The 23,000-nt window shown below is 69.7% G+C and carries 16 protein-coding genes; 8 read left to right on the plus strand and 8 right to left on the minus strand.

The annotated features are described in order from the left end of the window. Positions 1–72: 72 nt before the first annotated feature. From sucC to murA, 4 genes are all read right to left on the minus strand, one after another. Positions 73–1,269, minus strand: a complete 1,197-nt coding sequence (sucC, locus tag WMF11_RS50625) for an ADP-forming succinate--CoA ligase subunit beta (protein ID WP_437975881.1) — start codon at positions 1,267–1,269, stop codon at positions 73–75. 205 nt (positions 1,270–1,474) lie between these two features. Further along, entirely contained in the window at positions 1,475–2,425 is a 951-nt protein-coding gene (locus tag WMF11_RS50630; RefSeq protein WP_437975882.1) for a hypothetical protein, read from the minus strand. A 121-nt stretch (positions 2,426–2,546) separates the two neighbouring features. After that, positions 2,547–3,182 carry an ATP phosphoribosyltransferase gene (gene hisG / locus WMF11_RS50635; protein ID WP_437548128.1) on the minus strand — a complete coding sequence of 212 codons (636 nt, stop codon included), beginning with the start codon at positions 3,180–3,182 and terminating at the stop codon, positions 2,547–2,549. Continuing rightward, positions 3,179–4,447 carry a UDP-N-acetylglucosamine 1-carboxyvinyltransferase gene (gene murA / locus WMF11_RS50640; RefSeq protein WP_012241754.1) on the minus strand — a complete coding sequence of 423 codons (1,269 nt, stop codon included), beginning with the start codon at positions 4,445–4,447 and terminating at the stop codon, positions 3,179–3,181. The genes hisG and murA overlap by 4 nt, the downstream gene beginning before the upstream one ends. A gap of 198 nt (positions 4,448–4,645) precedes the next feature. Here murA and WMF11_RS50645 point away from each other — a divergent pair, with 198 nt between their 5' ends. Beyond that, positions 4,646–5,830: a hypothetical protein gene (locus tag WMF11_RS50645; RefSeq protein WP_437975883.1), complete on the plus strand. Its 1,185-nt coding sequence runs from the start codon at positions 4,646–4,648 to the stop codon at positions 5,828–5,830. Continuing rightward, a complete protein-coding gene (locus tag WMF11_RS50650; RefSeq protein ID WP_437548131.1) occupies positions 5,805–6,356 on the plus strand; it encodes a DUF2452 domain-containing protein in 552 nt (183 codons plus the stop codon). The genes WMF11_RS50645 and WMF11_RS50650 overlap by 26 nt, the downstream gene beginning before the upstream one ends. Positions 6,357–6,371: 15 nt before the next feature. Here the strand turns inward: WMF11_RS50650 and WMF11_RS50655 are convergent, their stop codons facing one another. Together WMF11_RS50655 and WMF11_RS50660 are read right to left on the minus strand one after the other, a co-directional pair. After that, the gene (locus tag WMF11_RS50655; RefSeq protein WP_437979415.1) at positions 6,372–7,358 is read right to left on the minus strand and encodes an NAD(P)H-quinone oxidoreductase; all 987 of its coding nucleotides are present in this window, start codon (positions 7,356–7,358) and stop codon (positions 6,372–6,374) included. 23 nt (positions 7,359–7,381) lie between these two features. Then, positions 7,382–8,509 carry a serine/threonine-protein kinase gene (locus tag WMF11_RS50660; RefSeq protein ID WP_437975884.1) on the minus strand — a complete coding sequence of 376 codons (1,128 nt, stop codon included), beginning with the start codon at positions 8,507–8,509 and terminating at the stop codon, positions 7,382–7,384. Between the two features lie 557 nt (positions 8,510–9,066). Between WMF11_RS50660 and WMF11_RS50665 the strand changes: the two genes are divergently transcribed. From WMF11_RS50665 to speB, 6 genes are all read left to right on the plus strand, one after another. Next, positions 9,067–10,740 (plus strand): protein kinase domain-containing protein, encoded by a 1,674-nt coding sequence (locus tag WMF11_RS50665; RefSeq protein WP_437548134.1) that lies wholly within the window; start codon positions 9,067–9,069, stop codon positions 10,738–10,740. Positions 10,741–10,881: 141 nt separating this feature from the next. Next, positions 10,882–11,034, plus strand: coding sequence for a hypothetical protein (locus WMF11_RS50670; RefSeq protein ID WP_437975885.1), 153 nt, complete (start codon positions 10,882–10,884; stop codon positions 11,032–11,034). Between the two features lie 130 nt (positions 11,035–11,164). After that, positions 11,165–14,251 carry an AAA family ATPase gene (locus tag WMF11_RS50675; protein ID WP_437975886.1) on the plus strand — a complete coding sequence of 1,029 codons (3,087 nt, stop codon included), beginning with the start codon at positions 11,165–11,167 and terminating at the stop codon, positions 14,249–14,251. Positions 14,252–14,467: 216 nt separating this feature from the next. Next, positions 14,468–16,684, plus strand: a complete 2,217-nt coding sequence (locus WMF11_RS50680; RefSeq protein ID WP_437906230.1) for a SulP family inorganic anion transporter — start codon at positions 14,468–14,470, stop codon at positions 16,682–16,684. Positions 16,685–17,450: 766 nt separating this feature from the next. Next, positions 17,451–18,524 carry a polyamine ABC transporter substrate-binding protein gene (locus tag WMF11_RS50685; RefSeq protein ID WP_437975887.1) on the plus strand — a complete coding sequence of 358 codons (1,074 nt, stop codon included), beginning with the start codon at positions 17,451–17,453 and terminating at the stop codon, positions 18,522–18,524. 139 nt (positions 18,525–18,663) lie between these two features. Then, on the plus strand, positions 18,664–19,671 hold the full coding sequence (gene speB / locus WMF11_RS50690; protein WP_437975888.1) for an agmatinase: 1,008 nt from the start codon (positions 18,664–18,666) through the stop codon (positions 19,669–19,671). A 134-nt stretch (positions 19,672–19,805) separates the two neighbouring features. On the opposite strand, the gene WMF11_RS50695 is transcribed toward speB, so the two are convergent. Both WMF11_RS50695 and WMF11_RS50700 read right to left on the minus strand, forming a co-directional pair. Then, complete coding sequence (locus tag WMF11_RS50695) at positions 19,806–20,666, minus strand: carbon-nitrogen hydrolase family protein (RefSeq protein ID WP_437975889.1); 861 nt, start codon at positions 20,664–20,666, stop codon at positions 19,806–19,808. 84 nt (positions 20,667–20,750) lie between these two features. After that, positions 20,751–22,262 (minus strand): flavin monoamine oxidase family protein, encoded by a 1,512-nt coding sequence (locus WMF11_RS50700; protein ID WP_437975890.1) that lies wholly within the window; start codon positions 22,260–22,262, stop codon positions 20,751–20,753. Positions 22,263–23,000 lie beyond the last annotated feature (738 nt).

The raw sequence follows: 23,000 nt of genomic DNA on the forward strand, positions 1-23,000 counted from the left end.
GTGGACAGGAGCTCGGCCACCGCCGCTGGCTCGCTGCTCAACTGGGTTCGAGGCTCGGTGCACGCGGGCGCCCTAGGCGCCGGCCTTGCCGCCGCGCGTGGCGGCCACGATCTTCTGCGCGCCGTCGGCCATGGAGCTCGCCGACTGGATGGTCAGGCCGCTCTCGTCGAGCAGCTTGCGGCCGGCCTCGACGTTCGTCCCCTCGAGGCGCACCACGAGAGGCACCTTGAGCCCGAGCTCCTTCGCCGCGGCGATGACCCCGGCCGCGACGACGTCGCAGCGCATGATGCCGCCGAAGATGTTCACGAAGATGCCGCGGACCCGCTCGCTCCGGAGGATGATCTGGAACGCGGTCTTCACCTGCTCCTGCGAGGCGCCGCCGCCGACGTCCAGGAAGTTCGCCGGCTTTCCGCCGTAATGGAGGATGATATCCATCGTCGCCATCGCGAGCCCGGCGCCGTTCACGAGGCAGCCGATGTCGCCGTCGAGCGACACGTAGGACAGCCCGGCCCGCTTCGCCTGCAGCTCGACCGGATCCTCCTCGTCGACGTCGCGCATCCCGTTCCAGTCGGCGTGCCGGAACTCGGCGTTGTCGTCGAAGCTCACCTTCGCGTCGAGCGCGAAGACGTCGCCGGCGCCGGTCACGACGAGCGGGTTGATCTCGAGCAGCGAGCAGTCCTCCGCGGTGAAGCACGCATAGAGCGAGGCCACGAGCTTCAGGAACTGGCGCTGCGTCTCCTTCGCGGTGAGCCCGAGCGCGATCGCGAGCTGCCGCCCCTGGTACGGAGCGAGGCCGAGCACCGGATCGATGAAGAGCTTGTAGATCTTCTCCGGCGTGCTGTGGGCCACCTCCTCGATGTCCATGCCGCCCTCGGTCGAGGCGATCACCGCGACGCGGCGGCGCTCGCGATCGACGAGCATCGCGAAGTAGAGCTCGCGCGCGATGTCGAGGCCCTGCTCGATGTAGAGCCGCCGGACCTTCTGCCCCTCGGGGCCCGTCTGATTGGTGACGAGCTGCATGCCGAGGATCTTCTCGGCGAGCGCGGTCGCCTCCGCGCTGCCACCCTTCGCGACCTTGACGCCGCCGCCCTTGCCGCGGCCGCCCGCGTGGATCTGCGCCTTCACGACGACGACCGGGTTGCCTGTCTGGGCGATCAGCCGATCGGCGATCGGCGCCACCTCACTCGCCTGGAAAGCGGGCTCCCCTTTCGGTACCGGCACTCCGTAGCGAGCGAAGAGCTGCTTGCCTTGATACTCGTGGATTTTCATGAGAGGGGCCGCCACCCTATCACAAGGCCGCGCCCGCGCGAGACTCGAAAAACAGGGTCGACGGACGTCCGTGTACGCGCCCGCGCGGGCGCGTGTGAGTTACGTGTTACGTTTTGTTACGCTCCGGCACGTTACGTTTCGAGTGTTTCGCGCCGGCTCACCCCTCCATGGAAAAGTGCGGCAGCGCGGCGCCGCTTCCGTCGCCTCACTTGGCGGCGTAGGGCGGCGGCTCAGGCCGGCGGAGCGCCACGAGGGCGAACACGCCGGGCAGGATGTCGTCCTCGACCCTGGAGACCTTGCCCTCGAGGCTGAGCTTGAGCTCATCGAACGGCGAGTAGGTGAGCCCGGCGCTCGCGGAGAGGCTCGGCTGAGGCGCGAACAGATAGGCAGAGAGGGCGCCTTCCGATTCGTGGAGAGCCTGGACTCGAAAGACCGGATGGATTGCCACCTTCGGGAGGACATTGGCGATGATCTCGCCTCCCACCCATGGATTCAGCGCGATCGTTCCCGCCTCGTCCGCCGCGCCGACCAGCCCGACGCTGCCGTCGATCGACACGGACAGCGCCTCGGCCGGGTAGAGCTCCAGGGCGACGACCGCCGAGTAGAAATCGATCGACGGATACAGCGCGACGCCCGACCAGGTCGACCAGAGCGGCTGCATCGTGGTGAGACCGGCGCCGAACGTCGGCGCGTCGACGTCGAGATCGAAGCCGCCGAAGAGGTTGATCTCGTATCCCTCGCCGAGGACGAGCCCGGGCTCCACGCCGAGCATCCGGCCCGGGACGGTGCTGATCATGGTCGAGGTCGTCGGGAAATAGTTGATCCAGCCGTCCCAGTCCTCGATGCCAATCGGGTGCGTGATGATGCCCAGCCGGAGGTGGTGATCCTCGCGGCCAATCTGGAGCATCGCCCACTCGGGCGGGCCGATCTTGATCCCCGGCGTCAGCAAGGACCACGTGGGGTAGACGAACGCCGGCAGCCCGAACGCCGGCAGCCCGAGCGGCGCCGTGGTGGCCTGCACGTCGAGATCGAGCCGGAAGTACAGCGAGCCGCTCGCGAGCCGGAGCCCGACCTCGGCCTGCGCGAGCGCGTCGAAGCGAAGGGCCGCGGGCTGCTCGCGGTGCACGCCCGCGACGACGCTGGTCCCCCCTCCCACCCAGGTGTCGATGTCGGCCGGGAGCGCGGCGAGATGCGATAGCAGCTGGGCCTCCTCTCTCTGGGTCTCCGGACGGCGGCTGTCCTCGATCAGCGAGCGGCGATGAGCGCCCCCACGGCGATCACCGCCCCGCGCCGGCCGTCGCGGCCCGCAGGCGCTCGACCAGCGGGCGGATGACGTCGCTCCGCAGCTTGTAGGACGCGCGGTTCGCGATGAGCTGGGTGCTCACCTCGGTGACCGTCTCGAGCACCTCGAGGCGGTTCTCGCGCAGCGTCGAGCCCGTCTCGACGATATCGACGATCAGGTGGGAGAGCCCGACGAGCGGCGCGAGCTCCACCGAGCCGTGGACGGGGATGATCTCGGCCACCACGCCCTTGCTCGCGAAGTGATCCCCGGCGATCCGCGGGTACTTCGTGGCGACGCGCGGCAGATCGGGCACCGGCGTGTCCTCCGGCCCGGCCACGACGAGGCGGCAGCGGCCGATGCCGAGATCGAGCGGCGTGTAGAGATCGTGGCGGCGCTCGAGGAGCGTGTCACGGCCGGAGACCCCGAGATCGGCGGCGCCGTACTCGACGTAGGTCGGGACGTCGTCCGGCTTCAGGAACACGTACCGGAACGCGCCGTCCGCCGTCGGCCGGACCAGGCGGCGATCGTTCTCCTCGAGGGGCGTGCTGTCGAGGCCGGCGCGCCGCACGAGCGGGATGAGGTCCTTCAGGATCCGCCCCTTGGGGACGGCGATGGTGAGGGGCTTCGTCATCCGTCCCGCCCCTCGACGCGCGCCGTGTCGGCGCCGAGCTGCGCGAGCTTGCGCTCCATGAACTCGTAGCCGCGATCCAGGTGGTAGACGCGCAGCACCTCGGTCTCGCCCTCGGTCGCCACGAGCCCGGCGATGACGAGCGACGCGCTCGCGCGCAGATCGGTGGCCATCACGGTCGCGCCCGACAGCGGCGCGCCGCCGTGCACGTGCGCCGTGTGGCCGTCCACGTCGATGTGCGCCCCCATCCGCGCGAGCTCGGGGACGTGCATGAAGCGGTTCTCGAAGATGGTCTCGACGATGCGCGACGTGCCCTGCGCGAGGCACATCAGGACCATGAACTGCGCCTGCATGTCGGTCGGGAAGCCCGGGTGCGGCGCCGTCGTGACGTCGACGGCGCGCAGCGGCCGCCCCTCGCGGCGGACGCGCACGCAGTCGCCCTCGCGGCCCACCTCGACGCCCGCCTGGCGGAGCTTGGCCGCGACCGCCTCGAGGTCCTCGAGCGGCGCGTTCTCGATCAGCACGTCGCCGCCGGCCGCGGCCGCCGCGACCATGTACGTGCCGGCCTCGATCCGATCGGAGATGATCGCGTGGTCGAACGGCTCCAGCTCGTCCGCGCCCTCGATGTGGATGACGTCCGTGCCGGCGCCGCTCACGCGCGCGCCCATCTTGTTGAGCACCCGGCCGAGCTCCTCGACCTCGGGCTCGCGCGCGCAGTTGACCAGCGTGGTCCGCCCCTTCGCGAGCGCCGCGGCCATCATCAGGTTCTCGGTGCCGGTCACCGTCGGCAGATCGAACACGACCTCCGCGCCGCGCAGCCGCTTGCACTCCGCGACGATGTAGCCGCGCGACAGCCGGATCGTCGCGCCGAGCGCCTCGAGGCCCTTGAGGTGCTGATCCACCGGGCGCGTCCCGATCTGGCAGCCGCCGGGGAGCGACACCTTGGCGCGGCCGAAGCGCGCGAGCAGCGGGCCGAGGACCATGACGCTCGCGCGCATCTGCTTGACGAGCTCGTAAGGCGCCTCGGGCCGCACGTTGTCGCCGGCGCCGACCTTCACGAGCGGCGGCGCGGTCTCGACGTTGCGCCCGAGGAACCGGAGCAGCGCCGAGGTCGTCTCGATGTCGCGCAGCGCGGGCACGTTGCGGAGCAAGCTCTCCCCGTCGGAGAGCAGCGTCGCGCAGAGGATCGGCAGCGCGGCGTTCTTCGCGCCGCTGATGCGGATCTTGCCGGAGAGCGGCTTCCCGCCCCGGATCCGGATGGAGTCCATGCCCCCGCTATCGCACAACCCGCGGCGGAACGCGATGTTTCGGGGGCCGGCCGCGCGCCGCGCGCCGTGGTTCGCCCCGCGCCCGGCGCCGGCCGTCGCGCTCGCGGCCGGCGCACCGCGCGCGGCGCGCCGGCCGCGAGCGCGACGGGGCCCACTTTCCCGTGCGCTTCCCGTGCGCTCGTCTAGTCTCCACCGGCCATGCGACCGAGCGCCATCGCCCTGTCCTCGCTGCTCGCCGCGTCTGTGGCCCCGCTCGCGGCCGCGCAGCCGTCGGCCGATCTCCGCGGGTTCCGCGCCTCGATCGACCCAGGGGCGGGCGTCTACCTCGAGCCCGCCGCGACCCCGGACACGGGCGAGTGGAGCGCGAGCCTCTGGGCGTCGTACGCCTACCGCCCCATCGTGCTCCGCGATCCCGCCTCGGGCGAGGTCCGCTTCGACGTCATCCGCCACCAGGTCAGCGCGGATTTCGCGGCCGGCGTGGGCATCGCGCGGCGCTTGCTCGTGGGGCTCACGCTGCCCGTGGTCCTCCACCAGACCGGCGACGCGCCCATGTCCGACGCCACGCGGGTGCTCGGCGACACGTGGCTCCCGGCGCAGGCGCTCGGCGATCTCGGCCTCGTCGGCAAGCTCACGCTCGTGCAGCCCACCGGCGGCGATCTCGGCGGGCTCGCGCTCGCGCTGCACGAGCGCTTCACGCTGCCGACGGGGGACGAGGCGTCGTTCGTGGGCGAGGGGGGCGTCACGAACGAGCTCAGGCTCCTCGCCGAGTACCGTCTGATCGCCTTCGGCGCGCACCTCGCGGCGGGGGTCAAGCTCCGCGCCGACGAGGCCCGCTTCGGGTGCCAGGCGACCCCGGTCTCCGCCGCGGGCGACGATCCGTGCCCCACGGTGTTCGGCCACGAGCTCCCCTTCGGCCTCGGCCTCTCGTTCCGGCCGCAGATCCTGGGCATCGACCCGGAAGGGCGCACGACGTTCTTCCTGGAGGCGCACGGGCACCTCCCGCTCTCGCCGATCGCGCCGTTCGCGGGCCAGGAGGCGGCCGCGCTCGAGCTCGGCCTCGCCGCGCGCTACGCGCTGGGCGACGTCTCGTTCCTGGCCGGCGTCGAGACGGCGCTGGCCGGCGGCGTCGGCACCACGCCGCTGCGCGCCGTCCTCTCGGTGGCCTGGACCCCGCGCGTCCACGACGCCGACGAGGACGGCGTTCCCGACGACGTCGATCAGTGCGGCGAGCTCGCGGAGGACCGCGACGGCTTCCAGGACGACGACGGGTGCCCCGAAGGGGACAACGACGAAGACGGCGTCTTCGACGACGAGGACCGCTGCCCCACGCAGAAGGAAGACGAGGACGGCGTCGCGGATGAAGACGGGTGCCCTGACCCGTGACGCCGGGCCGTGGACGATCCATGACGACGTGGACCGCATGAGCGACGACGGCTACACGAAGCACGGCGGCGGCCGCCACGAGGGGCCCTCCCGCACCTCGCCCTATCCCCTGAGCCGGCTCTCCGCGCCGCACGAGCTCGTCGACGTGGCGCGGGAGATCCAGCAGGCGGACGCGCTGCTCGGCGCGGTCACCGGCGGCAAGCTCGCGCAGATCGCGCGGCAGATCCGGTCGCTCCAGGAGGAGGCGCGGCGGGTCCTCGAGGCGGCGCAGCGCGACGGCGAGCTCCACCGGGCGGCGTGCAGCTTCAAGAAGCGGCCCGGCCACGTCTACCACCTGTACCGGCGCGGCGACGGCGTCCCTTACCTCTCGATGCTCTCGCCGGAGGAGTGGGGCGGCTCGCCGCCGCACGCGTTCGAGGGCTCGTACCGCCTCGAGGTCGACATGTCGTGGACGCCGGCTGACGAGGCCGAGGCGCACGACGCGGAGGCCGGCGCGCTCGCGCGGCTCACCGGCCGCGGCAGCTGACAGCCGCGCTCGCTCTCACCCGCCGAGCTGGAGCAGCACCTTCCCGAACGACGCGTTGCTGGCGACGTAAATATGCGCCGCGGCGGCATCGCCGATCGGGAAGACCCGGTCGACGACCGGCCGCACCGCGCGGCTCGCGAGCCAGGGGGAGATGTTCCGCTCGAGCACCTGCGCCGCCGCGATCTTCTCCTCGAGCGGACGCGAGCGGAGCACGGTGCCGAAGAGCTCGATGCGCTTCCGCAGGAGCTCGCGCAGGTCGAGCTCCGTGGACGCGCCGGCCGTCAGCCCGACGAGCGCGATCCGGGCCCTCGGCGCGCACGCCTTGATGTCCTCGCCGACGTACGCGCCTCCGACGAGCTCGAGGACCACGTCGACCCCCGCGCCTCCGGTCGCCTTCAGCACCTCGCCCGCGAACGTCGCGCCCGACGCCGCGATCCCGGCGTGCAGCCCGAGCTCGCGGCAGCGATCCAGCTTGTCCTGCGTGCGCGACGTCCCGACGACGAAGCACCCGAGCGCGCGGGCGATCTGGAGGCCGGCCGTGCCCACGCCGCTGCCGACCGCGTGCACCAGCGCGCGCTCGCCGGGCGCGAGCCGGGCGCGCGTCACGAGCGCGTCGTAGGCGGTGACGAACGCCTCGGGGACGGCCGCCGCCTCCTCGTCCGTGAGCCCGTCCGGCACCGGGGCGACCTCGCGCTCGTGCGCGACGACCCGCTCGGCGTAGGCGCCGCCCGCGAGGAGGCCGAAGACGCGATCCCCCGGCGCGAAGCGGCGCGCGCCCTTCCCCGTGGCCTCGATCACGCCGGAGTACTCGAGCCCCGGCACGTCCTGCGGGGCGCCGGGCGGCGCGGGGTAAAAGCCCAGCCGCTGGAGCAGATCGGCGCGGTTCACCCCGGCGTAGCGGACGGCGACGCGCACGTGCCCGTCGGGCACCTCGGGCGCGTCGACCTCGCGCACCTCGAGGACCTCCGGCCCGCCCGGCTCGCGGATGACGACGGCGCGCATCTTCAATGTGCCGCTCACGCCGTTCATTCTTCCATCGGCGGCGGGAGCACGCTCTTCCGGTAGAAGTATTCCACCTTCTCGGAGTCCGGATCGGCCGGCTCCTTCTCCGGCTCGGCCGGCGCGTTGCCGCCGATCGCCGCCTCGATCTGCACCTGCTCGAGGGCGTCCATCATCGAGGCCGCGCTCGGGAAGCGCTCCTCGCGGTCGAGCGCGAGCGCGCGCATCGTCGCGACGTCGAGCGAGTGGGGCACCTCGGGCCGCAGCATGCGCGGGCGGATCGGCTTCACGCGCTGGATCTCCGCGAGCAGGGCGGCGGCCGTCGGCGCCTTGAACGGCAGCTGCCCGGTGAGCATCACGTAGAGCAGCATGCCCACCGAGTAGAGGTCCGCGCGCGCGTCGAGATCGCGGACGCCCTGCGCCTGCTCCGGGGCCATGAACGCGGGCGTGCCGGCGATCGCGTGGCTCCCCGCGGCGGCCATCGAGACGAGGATCGACGGCGCCGCCCCCGTGTTGAACGCCTCGGCGACGCCGAAATCGAGCACCTTCACCGTGAGCGGGCCGCGGTCGCCGCCGACGAGACAGATGTTGTCCGGCTTGAGATCGCGGTGGAGGATGCCCTCGGTGTGCGTGACGACGAGCGCGCTGAGCACCTGGACGGCCACGTCCAGCACGACGGGAATGGGCATGGGGCGCTCGCGCGCGAGCCGCTCGGTGATGGTCTCGCCCTCGAGGCGCTCCATCACGAGGTAGGGCGTGCCGTCGTCGAGCACGCCCAGATCGTAGACCTCGACGATGTTCGGGTGGCCGAAGCGGCCGGCGACGGCGGCCTCGTTGTGGAAGCGCGCGATGGCCGTCTTGCTCTGAGCGTACTGGCCGCGGAGCGTCTTGATCGCGACCCGGCGCCGCAGGCCGATGTGGATCGCGTCGTAGACCATCCCCATCCCGCCCTTGGCGATGACGCCGAGGATGCGGTAGCGGTCGTGCAGCAGGCGGCCGACGAGCGGCGCTTCCTTCGTCGGCCGCGGCTGATCGGGATCGATATCGGGCGGCAGCGGCCCGTCCACCGGCCACCCCGACTCGCCCCTGCTCGTCGGCGGTACCCGCGTCGAGGAGGGCGGGGCGACGCTCGGCGTGAGCGCCGTGCCGTGCACCGGGCACCTCTCGGTGTCCGACGGGTGCGGCAACCCGCACGCCTGGCATCGGATGAAGTGCTGCGGCGGCATCGGGGACCCGGTCAGAGTACGGGTACATCCGCCCATGCAGCAAGCTCGTTCAGGGAGCGAGCGTCCCGGCTGGGGGGGCACGCCCACAGCGTGTGGTTGGGTAGCCAACCCATGTCATCTTCAGCAGCTGGGTTGGATCGGCTCGCGGCTTACGGTAGGCTGAGCTCAAGCGTGCCGCAGCCGGTCCGAAAGCCAACCCGACGAGCGCGAGAGGTGTCGCAGCGAGGCGGGTACCAGAATTTGCATCCGAACGTAAGACGAAACGTGAGACGAAACGTAAGCCGGAACGTGAGACGAAACGTAAGCCGGAACGTGAGGCGGCACGTCGACCTGAACGTTGACCAGCACGTAAGCCAGTACGTAAACCAGTACGTAATTCGAACGTAAGTCGAGCGTTGGGCAGCGCGTGACGGGCTCGGGGTACGCTTTCCCCGACTGCCAGCAGTGGGGGCCAGCGGGATGGGAAGGGGAAAGAGACAGAGGCCATGAGCACGGCGGAGAAGCTTTCGGACGGTGCCTCGGCCAGCGGTGAGTCCGATCCGCTGCTGGGAAAGGTCTTGAATCAGAAGTTCAAGATCCACTCCCTCCTCGCGACGGGCGGCATGGGCGTCATCTATCGCGGCGAGCAGATCGCCCTCGAGCGGCAGGTCGCGATCAAGGTCCTGACGCCCACGAACTCATCGAATCAGATCGACCCCAACTTTCATAAGCGCTTCTTCCTCGAGGCGAGCATCCTCGCCAGGCTCCAGCACCCGAACATCGTCACGGTCTTCGACTACGGCCGAGTCGAGAACATGGAGCCCGAGCGGTACTTCATGGCCATGGAGTTCCTCGAGGGCGAGACGCTCTTCCGGCGGCTGCGCAAGGCCGGCCGCCTCACGGCGCCCGACTCGATGGGCATCGCCCGGCAGATCGCCCGCGGGCTGCGCGAGGCGCACAAGCACGGCGTGGTGCACCGCGATCTGAAGCCGTCGAACGTCATGCTCGTCCCCGGCGAGGACACCGGAGAGCTCGTCAAGATCCTCGATTTCGGCCTCGTGAAGGTGCTCGCGGACGACTCGGAGGAGCTCACGCAGCAGGGCTCGTTCCTCGGCTCCCCGCGCTTCATGTCGCCGGAGCAGATCTCGCACGGCAAGGTCGATCTGCGGACGGACGTGTACTCGCTGGGCGTGATCCTCTATCAGATGCTCTGCGGGAAGGTCCCGTTCGAGGCGCAGAACTCGGTCCAGATCCTGATCGCTCACCTCCAGCAGCCCGTCCCGCGGATGAAGGAGCGCAACCCCGAGGCCGACGTGCCCGAGCCGCTCGAGGCGTTCGTGCTGCGCTGCCTGTCGAAGGATCCGGACGGCCGACCGGCCAACATGGAGGCCCTGATCCGCGGGCTCGGCGAGTGCGCGCAGGCGATGGGCCTGTCCCCGGCGTTCGGCTCGACGGGCCTCGTGACCATGGACTCCACCGGCACCGGCAGGATGCCGACGCCGATGCCGCCCGTGCGCGTGATGACGGCGATCCCCGCCAGCTCGTCGTCGCCCACGTCGACGTCCGGCGCCACGACCTCGCAGGTGGACGACGCCTCGCTCGGCGCCGCCTCGCGCCCCGCCGACGCCGCGCCGCAGGGCCGGAAGGGCATCGTGCTCGTCGCGGTGGGCGTCCTCGCCGTCGCGGGCATCGGGATCGCGATGTCGCAGATGCGCTCCAGCGAGCCGCCGCCGGCGCCGGCCGCCGCGCAACCGGAGAGGCCGCAGGCCGCGCCGCCGCCCGCCGACGTCGGGTCGTTCGTGCTGATGGTCGAGTCCATGCCGTCCGGGGCCGAGGTGCTGGAAGACGGCAAGCCGCTCGGGAACACGCCGCTCCAGCTGTCGCTGTCGAACAGCTCCGTGCGCGCCAACCCGCGCCGGTTGACCGTGCGCCACGAGGGGTACGAGCCGTACTCGATCGTCCAGGGCCCCTCCGATCAGTCCGTGCGCCTGGTCGCCACGCTCACGAAGCAGGCCGCGGCGCCGACGAGCACGCCTGCCGCGCCCACGCCGCCCCCGGCCGCCCCGGCGCCTCGCCCGTACTCCGGCCGGCCGGCCGTCAGGCCCGCGCCCGCCCCCGACGCGCCGCCCCCGCCCCCGCCTCCTTCTCCTCGGCCGCTGGATATCCAGATCGAACGATGACCCTCCAGCGCCCCACACACCACATCGTCGTCTCCCCGTCTGTCTTCACCGCGCGGCCGCTCTGGGCGGATGTCTTCGCCGATGTGGAGGCACCTTGTTCCAGGCTTTCCGTCGGCGGGCACCCCCCGCGCGGTGCGCACGGTGACGGTGAAGGAGACGATGTGCCGCATTCTTCGGAACATGCGCAAATGTACGCGCACGAACGTGCGCGTGAACATGCGCAGGGACACGCGCACGCTCGGCCCGCGCAGCGCGGCGAACGTCAAATCCAGCGGCGAACCCAGGCTGCGCTGACCGACCGAACGATCGATCGAAGATCGCCGTATTCATCCGTTCCCGCCGGCAGTAGACTCCAGGCTCTGCGTCCCGCAGACGCGCTTCCCAGGCCGATTCCAAGCGGGATCCGTTGCTGAGGAGCAAGGAAATGAACCCGCTCGTCCCCGACTTCATCATCCAGCAAGACGCTCTCGGCAACACCGAGGGCAGCTTCACGGGGGCGGTGCTGATGATCGACATCCCCGGCTTCACCGAGCTCACGGAGAAGCTGATGCAGCACGGCCGCGCGGGCGCGGAGACGCTCGCCGGCACGCTCCGGTACTACTTCGACCCGCTCATCGCCGCGGTCCACCACGCCGGGGGCTTCATCACGAACTTCGCGGGCGACGCGTTCACGGCGCTGTTCCAGGACACGCCGGACCGCAAGGTCGCGGAGTACGTGCTCGGCGCGGCGCTCGCGATGCGCGACCTGTTCGCGGAGCACCCCGAGCGCGACACGCCCTTCGGCAGCTTCCCGTTCTCGTTCCGGATGGGGCTCGCGTGGGGCTCGGTCGAGTGGGGCATCGTCCGCATCTCCCCGGAGCGCGCGTACTACCACTTCCACGGGCAGGCGCTCGCCGCGTGCGTCGCGATCGAGCGGCAAGCGCTGAAGGGCGACATCCTCCTCGACCGCGCGCTCTGCGATCGCATCCCGCCCGCGAGCGCGAAGTACCACGGCGAGGGCGTCTACAAGCTCGGCGACGTGCCGGCGCCCAGGATGCCGCAGGTCCCGAGGAACCCGCCGCGCGGCGAGGGCACCGCGTTCGTGGCGAGGGGCGTCGCGGACATGCCGCCGGAGGGCGAGTTCCGCAACGTCACGAGCGTCTTCCTCTCGTTCGAGCAGATCCCGAGCTTCGCGGAGCTCACGCGCCTCCCGCACGAGCTCTCCGAGCTCTACGGCGGCACCTTCACGGGCATCGACGCGGGCGATCTCGGCATCGCCGCGCTGATCCACTTCGGCGCCCCGATCACCCACGAGAACGACAACGATCGCGCGCTCGACTTCGCGCTGGAGCTGAAGAAGCGCGGCCTCCGGCAGATGCGCCTCCGCGCCGGGATCACGCGCGACGTCCGGTACGCCGGCTTCAACGGCGGCACCGAGCGCCACGAGTTCGCCTGCATCGGCCGCGCGACGAACCTCGCCGCGCGCCTCGTCGCGAAGGCCCCCTGGTCGGCGATCTGGGCCGACGAGCAGGTCTTCCGCGCCGGTGAGACGAGCTACCAGTGGACGACGGAGAACATCTTCCGGTTCAAGGGCTTCGATCTGCCCATCCTCGTCTACTCGCTGGAGCGCCGCCGCATCTCGGTCCAGAAAGAGTTCTACGACCTCGGCCTCATCGGCCGCGAGGCGGAGATCGAGCAGCTCGTTCGCTACGTCGGGCCGATCTTCGAGGGCAAGCCGGCCGGGATCACGTACATCGACGGCGAGCCGGGGCTCGGGAAGAGCTACCTCGTGCAGCGCTTCCGCCACCGGTGCGAGGAGCACCAGAGCGACCGGCCCTTCCTGTGGATCGACGCGCGCTGCGACCAGACGCTCCAGAGCTCGCTGAACGCGTTCGAGTTCGCGCTGAAGGAGTACTTCTGGGAGTCCTCCGCGCTCGGCAAGGAAGAGAAGCTCACGAACTTCGACGACGCGTTCGAGTACCTCCTCGAGCGCCTGCCCGAGAGCCAGGCCGCGCTGAAGCGCGAGCTCGATCGCGCGCGCTCGGTGTTCGCCGCGCTCATCGGCATTCGCTGGGAGGACTCGCCGTACGAGCGCCTGCACCCGAAGCTCCGGTACACGAGCACGCTCTCGGCGCTGAGCTTCGTCTTCCTCGCCGAGGCGTCGCTCCAGCCGGTGATCCTGCACCTCGAGGATGCGCACTGGGCCGACGAGGACTCGCTCGAGGCGGTGCGCGTGATCGCGCGCGCGTGCCGGGGGCTGCCCATCGCGATCATCTGTACGACGCGGCGCAAGGACGACGGCACCCCCGTCCGCATCCCGCTCGACCCGGGCATCTCCGAGAACGTGATCGAGCTGAAGCCGCTGCCGCGCGAGCAGCTCCTCGCGCTCGCGGTCCCGTTCTTCGGCGGTCCGATGCCGGACATGCTCGCGACGCTCCTCTGCGAGACGGCCGGCGGCAACCCGTTCTTCGCGCAGGAGATCCTCGCCTACTGGCTCGAGGACGGGCGCTACGGCTCGAGCTCGAGCTCCATCTCGATCTCGAACACGTTCATGCCGCCGAAGAACGTGAACAGCCTGCTCATCTCGCGCCTCGACCGGCTCGACGCGAAGGTGAAGCAGACGATCGTCGCCGCGGCCGTCCTCGGGCGCGAGTTCGACCTGCGCGTGCTCGCGCTGATGCTCCCCGACGCCTCCGTGCTCGAGGAGCACGTGCGCATCGGCGAGGCGCAGTGCATCTGGTCGCAGATGACGGAGCGGCGCTTCCAGTTCAGCAACGCGCTCCTCCGCAACGCGGCCTACGAGATGCAGTCCCGCGCGCGGCTCCAGGAGCTCCACCGGCTCGCGGCCGAGGCGATCGAGAGCCTCTACGGCGATGACCTCGAGGACCAGCTCGTCGCGCTCGGCCGCCACTGGCGCCGCGCGGGCAAGGTGGACCACGCGCGCCGCTACTTCCTCGCGGGCGCCCGCAAGGCGGCGGCGCGCTACGCCCACGAGGAGGCGACCCGCCTCTACCGCGTCTACTTCAAGCTCTCGCCGGAGCCGACGCCCGAGAGCGTCGTCGTGCGCTACGAGTTCGCCCGCGACGTCCTCGAGGCGAGGGGGCGGTACCAGGAGGCGCGGCAGGAGCACATCCGCGTGCTCACCGACGCCCAGAAGCTCGGCGATCGCGGGTCCGAGTCGCTCGGCTTCCTCGGCCTCGGCCGCACGCACTGGGCGATGCAGCAGCCGGACGACGCGCGCACCTACTGGGAGGAGGGGCTGCGCGCCGCGCGCGAGGCGGGCAACCTGCCGACCGAGGGGCTCACGCTCGCGAGCCTCGGGATGGCCTACGCCGTCCAGGGCCGGTACGACGCCGCCCGGACGCTCTACTCGCGCGCGATCACGGTCGAGCGGCAGATCGGGAACCGGCGCGAGGAGGCGAGGCTCCTCGGGGAGTTCGCGAAGCTGCACCGGCTGAGCGGCCACCTCGGCGAGGCGGAGGCCCTGCAGGAGCAGGCCGCTGCCATCGAGCGTGAGCTGGGGGCTTCTTGAGCCGGTGGGGGACGCTGCCGTGCCCTCCGCCCACGCCAAGGCGACCCCGTCGTCCGACGTCGTCGCGCGTTCCCTAGATCGCGGCGCAGAGGCCCCGCCGGCCCGCGCGGCGCCGGCGCGCCCCGGCCCTCGCCGCCCTGCGAATTCCGCTGACAATCGATCACGAGGTCTCCCAAGAGCATGACACGACAGGCAACAAAGGAGTCACCTGCGCTGTTGAACGAGGAGCTCCTTGAGAAGGCGAAGCCTTCCAAGCTCATGCCCGCCGTGATCGCCGGAATGGTCTCGGGGACGCTGGTCGTCTCGTTCGATATCTCCCTCGGCGCGCTGATCTTCAACCACGGGCTCGCCGATTACCTCTCGAGAGGGATCGGCATCATCCTGATCAGCTCCGTCATCGTCGGCGTGATCGTGTCTCTCCTCAGCTCCTACAAGCCGGTGATCGCCGCGCCGCAGGAGGACGCCGCCGTCATTCTCGCCTCGATGGCGGCGGCGATCACGACGGCCATCGCGCAGAAGGACCCGGCGGCGAGCCCGTTCCCGACGGTCGTGGCCGCCATCGCGATCACCTCCGTGGTCGCAGGCGGCTTCTTCCTGCTGCTCGGGCTCCTACGGCTCGGCATCCTGGTCCGCTTCATCCCGTACCCCGTCGCCGGCGGCTTCATCGCTGGCGCCGGTTGGCTCCTCCTCCAGGGCTCGATCTCGGTCATGTCCGGGCAGCCATCGACGCTCGACATTTTTCCGACCGTGGTGATGGATCCGGAGCTCTTGAAGCGGGTCCTGCCGGGCCTCGTGTTCGGCGTCCTGCTCCTCGTGGTGCTGCGGCGGTTCTCGTCGCTCCTGCTCCTCCCCGTGCTGCTCGGGGGCTCGATCGTGGTGTTCTACGTCTCTTTGGGGCTCGCCGGCGTGAGCGTGCAGCAGGTGCTCGAGGGTGGCTGGCTCCTTGGTCCGTTCCCGACCGCGTCGCTCTGGCCGCCGATCGGGGTCTCGGACCTCGCGAAGGTGGACTGGTCGGTCCTGTTCAGCAGCGCGGGCAACGTCGCCGCCGTGATGATCATGGCGGCCATCACCGTGCTGCTCAGCGCGTCAGGCGTCGAGCTCGCGACGGAGCAGGAGATCGATCTCGACCGCGAGCTTCGGGCCACGGGCGTCGCGAACATCGTCACGGGCCTCTTTGGCGGCATGGTCGGCTACCTGTCGCTGGCCGAGTCGTCGATGAGCTACAAGGCCGGCTCGAACAGCCGCATCTCAGGGCTGGTCGCGGCGGCCATCAGCTGCATCGTGCTCTTCGTCGGCGCCGAAGCCATCCTGTACTTCCCGCGCCCCGTCCTCGGGGGCCTGATCGCGTATCTCGGGTTCCACTTCCTCATCAACACGCTCTACGAGGGCTGGTTCCGGCTGCGGCGCATCGAGTACTTCGTCATCGTGGTGATCCTCCTTGTCGTCGCCGTCCGGGGCTTCCTCGTCGGCATCGGCGTGGGGCTCGGCGTCTCGTTCATCCTCTTCGCGCTCAGCTACAGCCGCATCGAGGTGGTGCGCAACGCCATCACCGGGGTCCACCTGCGCAGCAACGTCGCTCGCAGCGAGGGCGAGCTGGAGACCCTGACGGCGCGCGGCAAGCAGCTCTACGTGCTCCAGCTCCAGGGGTATATCTTCTTCGGGACGGCGTACAACCTGCTCTCGACCGCCCAGCAGCGCATCCAGAGCGACGACGACGAGAGGCCGCGTTACCTGCTGCTCGACTTCCTCCACGTCAACGGCATCGACTCGTCCGCCATCGCGAGCTTCCTCCGGCTCCGCAGGCTCGCCAAGTCGAACGGCGTCAAGCTCATCTTCACGGCGGTGCGTGACGACATCCGCAATCACCTCGAGCGGGGTGAGGTCTTCCTGGCCGAAGGCGACGAGGTCTCCCTGCTCTACCCGGATATCGATCGAGGTCTCGAGGCGTGTGAGAAGGAGATCATCGCAGACGCGCCGCCCAGCATGCTGCCGCCTCCGATGCTGTTCTACGATCTCCAGGATGTGTTCGGCGGTCGCCCGGAAATGCTACGTTTCAAGGACTACCTCGAGCGCGTCGAGCTTCCGGCTGGGTTCGATCTGTTCCGGGCCGGAGATATCTCGAAGGACCTCTACCTCATCGAGAACGGGGAGCTCACGGCCTGGGCCGAGATCGACGGAAAGAAGGAGAAGCGGCTCCGCACGATGGGGCCGGGGTCGGTCGTGGGCGAGTCCGGGCTCTACATGGGAGAGAAGCGGTCGGCGACGGTCACCGCCAGCGAGAAGTCCACGCTCTACCGGCTCTCGGAGGAGGCGCTGCAGCGAATGACGGCGGAGGCGCCCGAGCTGGCTGCAGCCTTCCACCACTTCGTGGTCACGCTGCTGGCCAAGAGGATCGTGCACGCGACGTCGCCCGTGAAAGCGCTGTTCAACTAGACTCGATCGGTCCGGCCTGGAGCGTTGCGTTCCGTGGAGACTCGCTTGCAGCATGGTGCGACGGCAGTACGCCTCCCGCCGGCGCGCGCCGCGCGCCGGGGAGCCGGCGTGTCCGTTCTTCAATGCTGCACGCGTGAGCACCTGGCTCCCGCAGATCCGATCGCGCACGACGCGCACGACGCGCACGACGCGCACGACGCGCACGACGCGCACGACGCGCACGACGCGCACGACCACCGAGCGCAGCCCGCGAGCATTGCCGTCCGGTGTTCCGGTAGCGTCGAAACACGCATTGCCGTGCCGCGGGCCGTTTCACCCGGGGGAGAACAATCTCGTGTAGACGCTATCCCGGAGGTGCGTGGATGCGCGGTGAACACACATTTGAATGCAATTTCGACGATCTCTTTCGGATTCAGAGCCACGGAATGTACGATTCGCCTAAGCTTGCGAACAGTCGTGGTTTCGCTCCGAATGAGAAGGCCAGTCGTGTTGCTTACCGCGCAACACATTTTCCTTGACAAGGGGACGCGCGCTTGCAATCCACGGTCCATAGGGTTGCTGCCGGGGCTGCCCGGCATCCCGCGCGCGTCCTACCGGCCGATGGGGGCCTCGGCCCGCAGACGCGCTCTGCTGGCTTTCGCTTCCCGAGATCCCAGAGGCCAGCATCGCGCCAGCGAACACCCGCAGGCCTGTCCGCCTTGAGCAGCTGGAGAAAGGACAACTTATGAAAACTCAACGTCGACCCCTGATGGTACTAGCCATTCTGTTGGGTGTCCTATCGATCGCCGCCTGCGGCAAAGATAAGGCTCCTTCTGAAGCACGTGCAGAGTCGGGCACCAAGGAAGCTCCGGCTCAGCCCTCCGAGCTCAGCGTCCTCATCTTCCCGAACTACCTGGACGACAAAAGCATCAAGGACTTCGAGACGCAGAACAACGCCCGTCTGCGGCTCACGATCTACGACTCCACCGAGGAGATGGAGAGCAAGCTCGCTTATGCGGGCGCCGACGCGCAGTACGATGTCGTCGTGATGGCGGCGCACGCCAGCGGGCGGCTCGCGCGGCGCGGGCTCATCCGCCCCCTGGATCACGCCCAGCTCCCCAACCTGAAGAACCTCGAGTCGCGGTTCTCGGGCCCGAACTTCGACGAGGGCAACAAGTACTCTATCCCTTACCAGTGGGGCACTGTTGCGATCATCTACAACAAGAAGAAGATCCCCAACATGGATCCGACGTGGGGCGTGCTCTTCGACGCCCAGAAGACGCCGGGCACGTTCGTGCTGATCGACGAGATGCGGGACATGGTCGGCGCGGCGCTGAAGTACAAGGGATTTTCCAGCAACACGTCGAAGCCTGAAGAGATCCGGGAGGCCGGGCGCATCCTCAAGGAGGCCAAGAGCAACCCGAAGTGCCTCGGCTTCAAGGGCGGCATCGGCGCGACGCAGGACGTGAAGGGCGGCTCCGTCGACATGGCGGTCGTCTGGAACGGGGACGCGCAGAAGGTCGTCTGGGAGGACAAGGATCGCCTCGCCCTCGTCATTCCGAAGGAAGGCTCCGTGATCTGGGTCGACGTGATGACCGTGCCCGCGAAGTCGCCGCACCCCGAGCTGGCTCACAAGTTCATCAATTACATGCTGACCCCCGACGGCGGCGCGCAGCTCTCGATGATGACGAAGTACGCGACCCCGAACAGCGCCGCGCAGGCCAAGCTGCCGGAGGAAGACCGCACGAACCAGCTCATCTACCCGACGGGCGATATGGCGACCCGCCTGGAGGCCCATCGTGATCTCGGCGAGTCGGCCAAGCTCTATGACGAGGTCTGGGCGGCCGTGAAATCGAACTGACCTTGAGGCGATGGCGCCAGCGAGGTGCTCGGCCTCCGATCACGCCGATGCCCATCCTGCGCGACGCGCCGGTGTCGAGCGCGCGCCCGAGCTGGAATCAGGGCCGCTGCGTGGAGCCCCTGGCACTACTAGGACCTCTATGGAAGATCATCGCTCCAAGGCCACGCCTCGCGCGAGAGGCATGGTCGTAGACAACGCGTTCACGGCCGATGGCCTCTATGGCGTCCGGCGCGAGCCGACCTACAGCGGCGCGCTCTCCTTCCTGCGCCGCAAGTACACGCGCGACCTCACCGGCGTCGATGTGGCGGTCACCGGCATCCCGCTCGACACGGCGACCAGCAACCGCCCAGGGACGCGCTTCGGCCCGCGCGCGGTGCGGGAGGCCTCGGCGCACCTCGCGTGGAACCGCCCTTACGGCTACGAGTTCGATCCGCTCGACCGGCTCGCCGTGGTGGACTATGGCGACTGCGTCTGGGATTACGGGCGTCCGGAGGAGAGCCCTGTCGCCATCGAGGAGCACATCGGCCGGATCCTCGACGCCGGGGTGACGCCCCTCTCGATCGGGGGGGATCACTTCGTGAGCTACCCGATCCTGCGCGCCGTGTCCAAGCGCCGCGGGAAGCTCTCGCTGATCCATTTCGACGCTCACTCCGACACGTGGAGCGACGAGGTCGGATCGGGTCGGGTCGATCACGGCACCATGTTCTTCCACGCGGCGCGGGAGGGCCTCGTGGAGCCCAGCCGCTCGGCGCAGATCGGGCTCCGCACCTACAACGCCGATACGCTCGGCTTCCAGGTGCTCGACGCGCCCTGGGTTCATCGCCATGGCGCGAGGGCGGTGATCGAGCACGTTCGTAATATCGTCGGGGACCACGAGGTTTACCTGACGTTCGACATCGATTTCCTCGACCCGAGCTTCGCGCCCGGCACCGGCACGCCGGTCTGCGGGGGGCTGTCGACCGCGGTCGCGCTGGAGATCCTGCGGGGGCTCCAGGGCATCGCGCTCGTCGGCATGGACGTCGTGGAGGTCGCGCCCGCGTACGACGTGGGGGAAATCACGGCGCTGGCTGGCGCGACGATCGCGCACGAGGGGCTCGGGCTCATCGCGTGCCGGCCTGGCGCGCCCAAAGCAAGGGAGCCAGCCTAGAGCGGCGGTCACCCGCTTCGGATACGGGCCCATCTCGCCGTTTTCGGTGCTCAGCGCACCTGAGTGCGCTTCCGCGCCGAAAACGACGATCTGGGCCCGTCTCCTGTGCGGGAGACCGCCGCTCTGCGTCGGCTCTACGAGCGTTTTCGGCGGCGCGGAGACGGCTGTCGGTAGGGCGCGAAGACCGCTTCTGGGGAGTCTTCGGTGAACTGGCGGAGCACCCGGTTCAGGCCGCGCGTGCCGTGGGCGCGGACCGTCTGCACGCGGTCGAGATCGAGCACCTCTCCGAGGTACTCCTCGCCGGAGCCGCCCAGGAAGAGGACGCGGCCCTCGGGATCGACCGCGATGGAGCGGCCGCCGCCGATCTCCACCGCGGCGTTGACGTTCACCACATAACACTGGTTCTCGATCGCGCGGGCGCGGGCGAGCACGAGCTCCTCCTCGCGATCCGGCGTCGTGGTCAGCGTCGGGTGCAGGATCACCTCGGCGCCGCGCAGCGCAAGGCCGCGCGCGACCTCGGGATACCAGCCGTCGTAACAGATCATGAGCCCCAGCCGGCCGACGCGCGGGATGTCGAACACGGGCGCGGGCTCATCGCCCGGCGCACAGGTCTCGAAGGGCATCCAGGGATAGAGCTTGCGGTACCGCGCGACGAGCTTGCCGCTCGGCGAGAAGACGAGCGCGGTATTGTGCAGCTTGTCGCCCGCGCGCTCGTAGATCGACCCGGCGCAGATCCACCTCCCGGCCCTGCGCGCGATGGCGCCGAGCCGCTTCGTGAGCGGCCCCGGGATCGGCTGGGCGAGCTCGTGCGATGGGGAAGTGTGGCGGAAGGGGTGATCCCCCGTGAGCCACAGCTCGGGAAACAGGTAGAGCTGCGCCTCGGGGAACGAGACCCCGAGCGTCTGCACCTCGCGCTCGAGCTTCTCGAGCGTCGCAGCAGGGTCGCCGGGCACGGGCCGGGACTGGACTCCGATGACGTGGAGGAGGCGAGCCATACGAGCGACGTTATACACCCCCTCCGCGGCGCGCGTTCGAGGGGCGTCGTGAACGTCGCGCCGGGGGGCGCCGTTCGAGCTCGCTCAGATGGTCGGCTCGATCGACCCGCGAGCCGCCGCGATCACCTCGGCCGTGGCGAAGTGCGCCGACTCGAGGGCACCCTGCGCCCAGCCCGTGTAGAGGCACGTGTGATCGCCGGCGAAGACGACGCGCCCCTCGCCGCGCTGGAGATCCGCGATCAGGTCGGTCTGATCGGGCCGGTAGGCGGGCCAGCCGCCTCGCGTGTACGGCTGGTGGTGCCACGAGAACGACAGCCCCTTCTGGAAGTACTGCCGAGCGTTCGGGAAGAACGACTCCATCGTCTTGAGCCCGAACTCGATGCGATCGGCCGCGGTGGGCAGCTCGTCGAGCGCCGCGGCGTTGCGGTCCTGCACGTAGGCCGTGAGGATGCCCGGGGTGCCCGACTGGAGCGAGGTCAGGTCCCACAGACGCTCGATGGGCGTGGTCGTGCAGGCCGCGAGCAGCCCGATGATGCCCTCATCCGCCCAGAACCGGTGCGAGAACTGGAAGTTGAGACGGGTGACGGTGAACATCGGGATCTCCGACGCGGCGCGGTGCTTGGGGCCGGAGAGCGGCGGGTCGAACGCGACCTCGAGCAGGATGCGGTGGGGGAGCGCGCACACCACGAAGTCGCCCTCGATCGTCTCGGGGTCCCCGTTCCTCAGGAACTCGACGGTCACGCCGTCCTCGCGGGAGATCACCCGCTGCACATGGGCCCCCCTGAGGATGCGATCGCCGAGATCGTCGGCGAACGCGGTGGTCAGCCGGTCGTTCCCGCCGGCGATCGCGTAGGTGTGGAACCACTTGGCGTCGAGCCGCTGGTTCGCCGACCAGGCGAGGCCGCTGAACATCTCGATCTCCGTCCCCTCGTACGCGCGGCAGATCTCCCTCGCGGCGTGCGAGGCCCCGGTCCGATCCAGGCTGCGGTAGAACGTCTCGCCCGAGAAGTCCTTGCGGACGGTGGCCGGTGGCCACTGCGTGTCCCGCGGGTCGCCGATCACCGAGAACGCCTTCGCCGCGAGCTGCAGGTTGAGGGACTCCGCGTCGATGTCCCGCTCTTCCGGGGAGAGCGGAAAGTCGGCAGGATAGTGCGCTTTGCCCCGCGACGTGCTCAGGAAGCGATGGCCCATGACGTAGTACAGCTGCGTCGCGTCGAGCGGATACTCGAGGATCTCCAGCCCGAAGTGGCGCGCATAGGCGAGCGTGAGGACGTGGGTGTCGGCGATCCGGGTGACGCCGAGCTCCGCGTACTGGTCGCCGAAGTGGTTCCGGAGCGTGTAGAAGCGGCCGCCGACACGGTCATTCCGCTCGAGGATGATCGGGTCGAACCCGGCCTTCCGCAGCGACCATGCGGTGCACAGCCCTGAAATCCCGCCGCCGAGCACGATGACACGGCGCCCGCCGCCGACGCTCGGCCAGTCAGGTAGGGTGTCCCACATCTGTGGCAACATCTCCCCTGCGGCCGCGAGGCGACGCCGGTCGTAGACGGAAGCGAACGACTGCTCGGGGACATCGATCGGGCGGTCGGGCAACATGGACCTCTTGCTCGGGCTGGCTGACGATCGTCAGGTTGGCAAAAACGCCTTCAAGATGGCGCGCCGCGGGCGGCATACCCGACGCGCGCTCCTCTCGTGACCTAGGATTCGGCGCGAAGATCGGCGCCCATCGCTCTCCTGGTCGCTCCTGGTCACGGCGCGATCCGCCGAACGGCGCGCCCATGGGTCCGCCGTCGCTCCGGACCGCGCGCGCCGTGTGTCGCGTGACCCGAGGTCGAGGAGCGGATATTCACGAGTGACCATGATGGACAAGCGATGTTTTGCTTTCAAGCAAAATCATGACCGCGCGGATTGCCACGAGAGTGTGCGGGCGTCCGATGATGTGGTCACTCGGTCTCACGTGGCTGCGCATCGCCAGATCGCCGCTTTGTCGACGACGGTCATGAGGCGAGCGCACCGCTCCACACCATCGCGCCTCGATCGGGGATTGCGGAGGATCGTGCGTGATTTGCGCCCCGGCGCACGATTTGCGTCGGGCAAGGAAACACACGAGAGCGCTGCATACCACGCGAGGCCGGTCCAGGCGCTGAGTTCACGCGAGACGCTGAATTCGAGCGTGGCGCGAATCGCGTGCAGCGGCGGAGCTCCTGTCAGCGTGGAACGGTGGCGCAGCTGTGGCTTGCGCCACGCCTGGAAAGGATGAGGCTGCCAGGGCGACGCCGCTCGATGGCCCGCGGGGCGCGAGGCCACGCGCTGCGCTGGCCGCCCTGCGCCGCG

Origin of the sequence: Sorangium sp. So ce295 (assembly GCF_051527405.1) — a bacterium.
Lineage (GTDB): Bacteria > Myxococcota_A > Polyangia > Polyangiales > Polyangiaceae > Sorangium > Sorangium cellulosum_B.

Coding starts and splice junctions, on each gene's coding strand:
- WMF11_RS50675 (WP_437975886.1), top strand. CDS start 11,165: ATGAACCCGCTCGTCCCCGACTTCATCATCCAGCAAGACGCTCTCGGC.
- WMF11_RS50700 (WP_437975890.1), bottom strand. CDS start 22,262: ATGTTGCCCGACCGCCCGATCGATGTCCCCGAGCAGTCGTTCGCTTCC.
- murA (WP_012241754.1), bottom strand. CDS start 4,447: ATGGACTCCATCCGGATCCGGGGCGGGAAGCCGCTCTCCGGCAAGATC.
- WMF11_RS50695 (WP_437975889.1), bottom strand. CDS start 20,666: ATGGCTCGCCTCCTCCACGTCATCGGAGTCCAGTCCCGGCCCGTGCCC.
- WMF11_RS50650 (WP_437548131.1), top strand. CDS start 5,805: ATGAAGACGGGTGCCCTGACCCGTGACGCCGGGCCGTGGACGATCCAT.
- WMF11_RS50655 (WP_437979415.1), bottom strand. CDS start 7,358: ATGCGCGCCGTCGTCATCCGCGAGCCGGGCGGGCCGGAGGTCCTCGAG.
- speB (WP_437975888.1), top strand. CDS start 18,664: ATGGAAGATCATCGCTCCAAGGCCACGCCTCGCGCGAGAGGCATGGTC.
- hisG (WP_437548128.1), bottom strand. CDS start 3,182: ATGACGAAGCCCCTCACCATCGCCGTCCCCAAGGGGCGGATCCTGAAG.
- WMF11_RS50665 (WP_437548134.1), top strand. CDS start 9,067: ATGAGCACGGCGGAGAAGCTTTCGGACGGTGCCTCGGCCAGCGGTGAG.
- sucC (WP_437975881.1), bottom strand. CDS start 1,269: ATGAAAATCCACGAGTATCAAGGCAAGCAGCTCTTCGCTCGCTACGGA.
- WMF11_RS50645 (WP_437975883.1), top strand. CDS start 4,646: ATGCGACCGAGCGCCATCGCCCTGTCCTCGCTGCTCGCCGCGTCTGTG.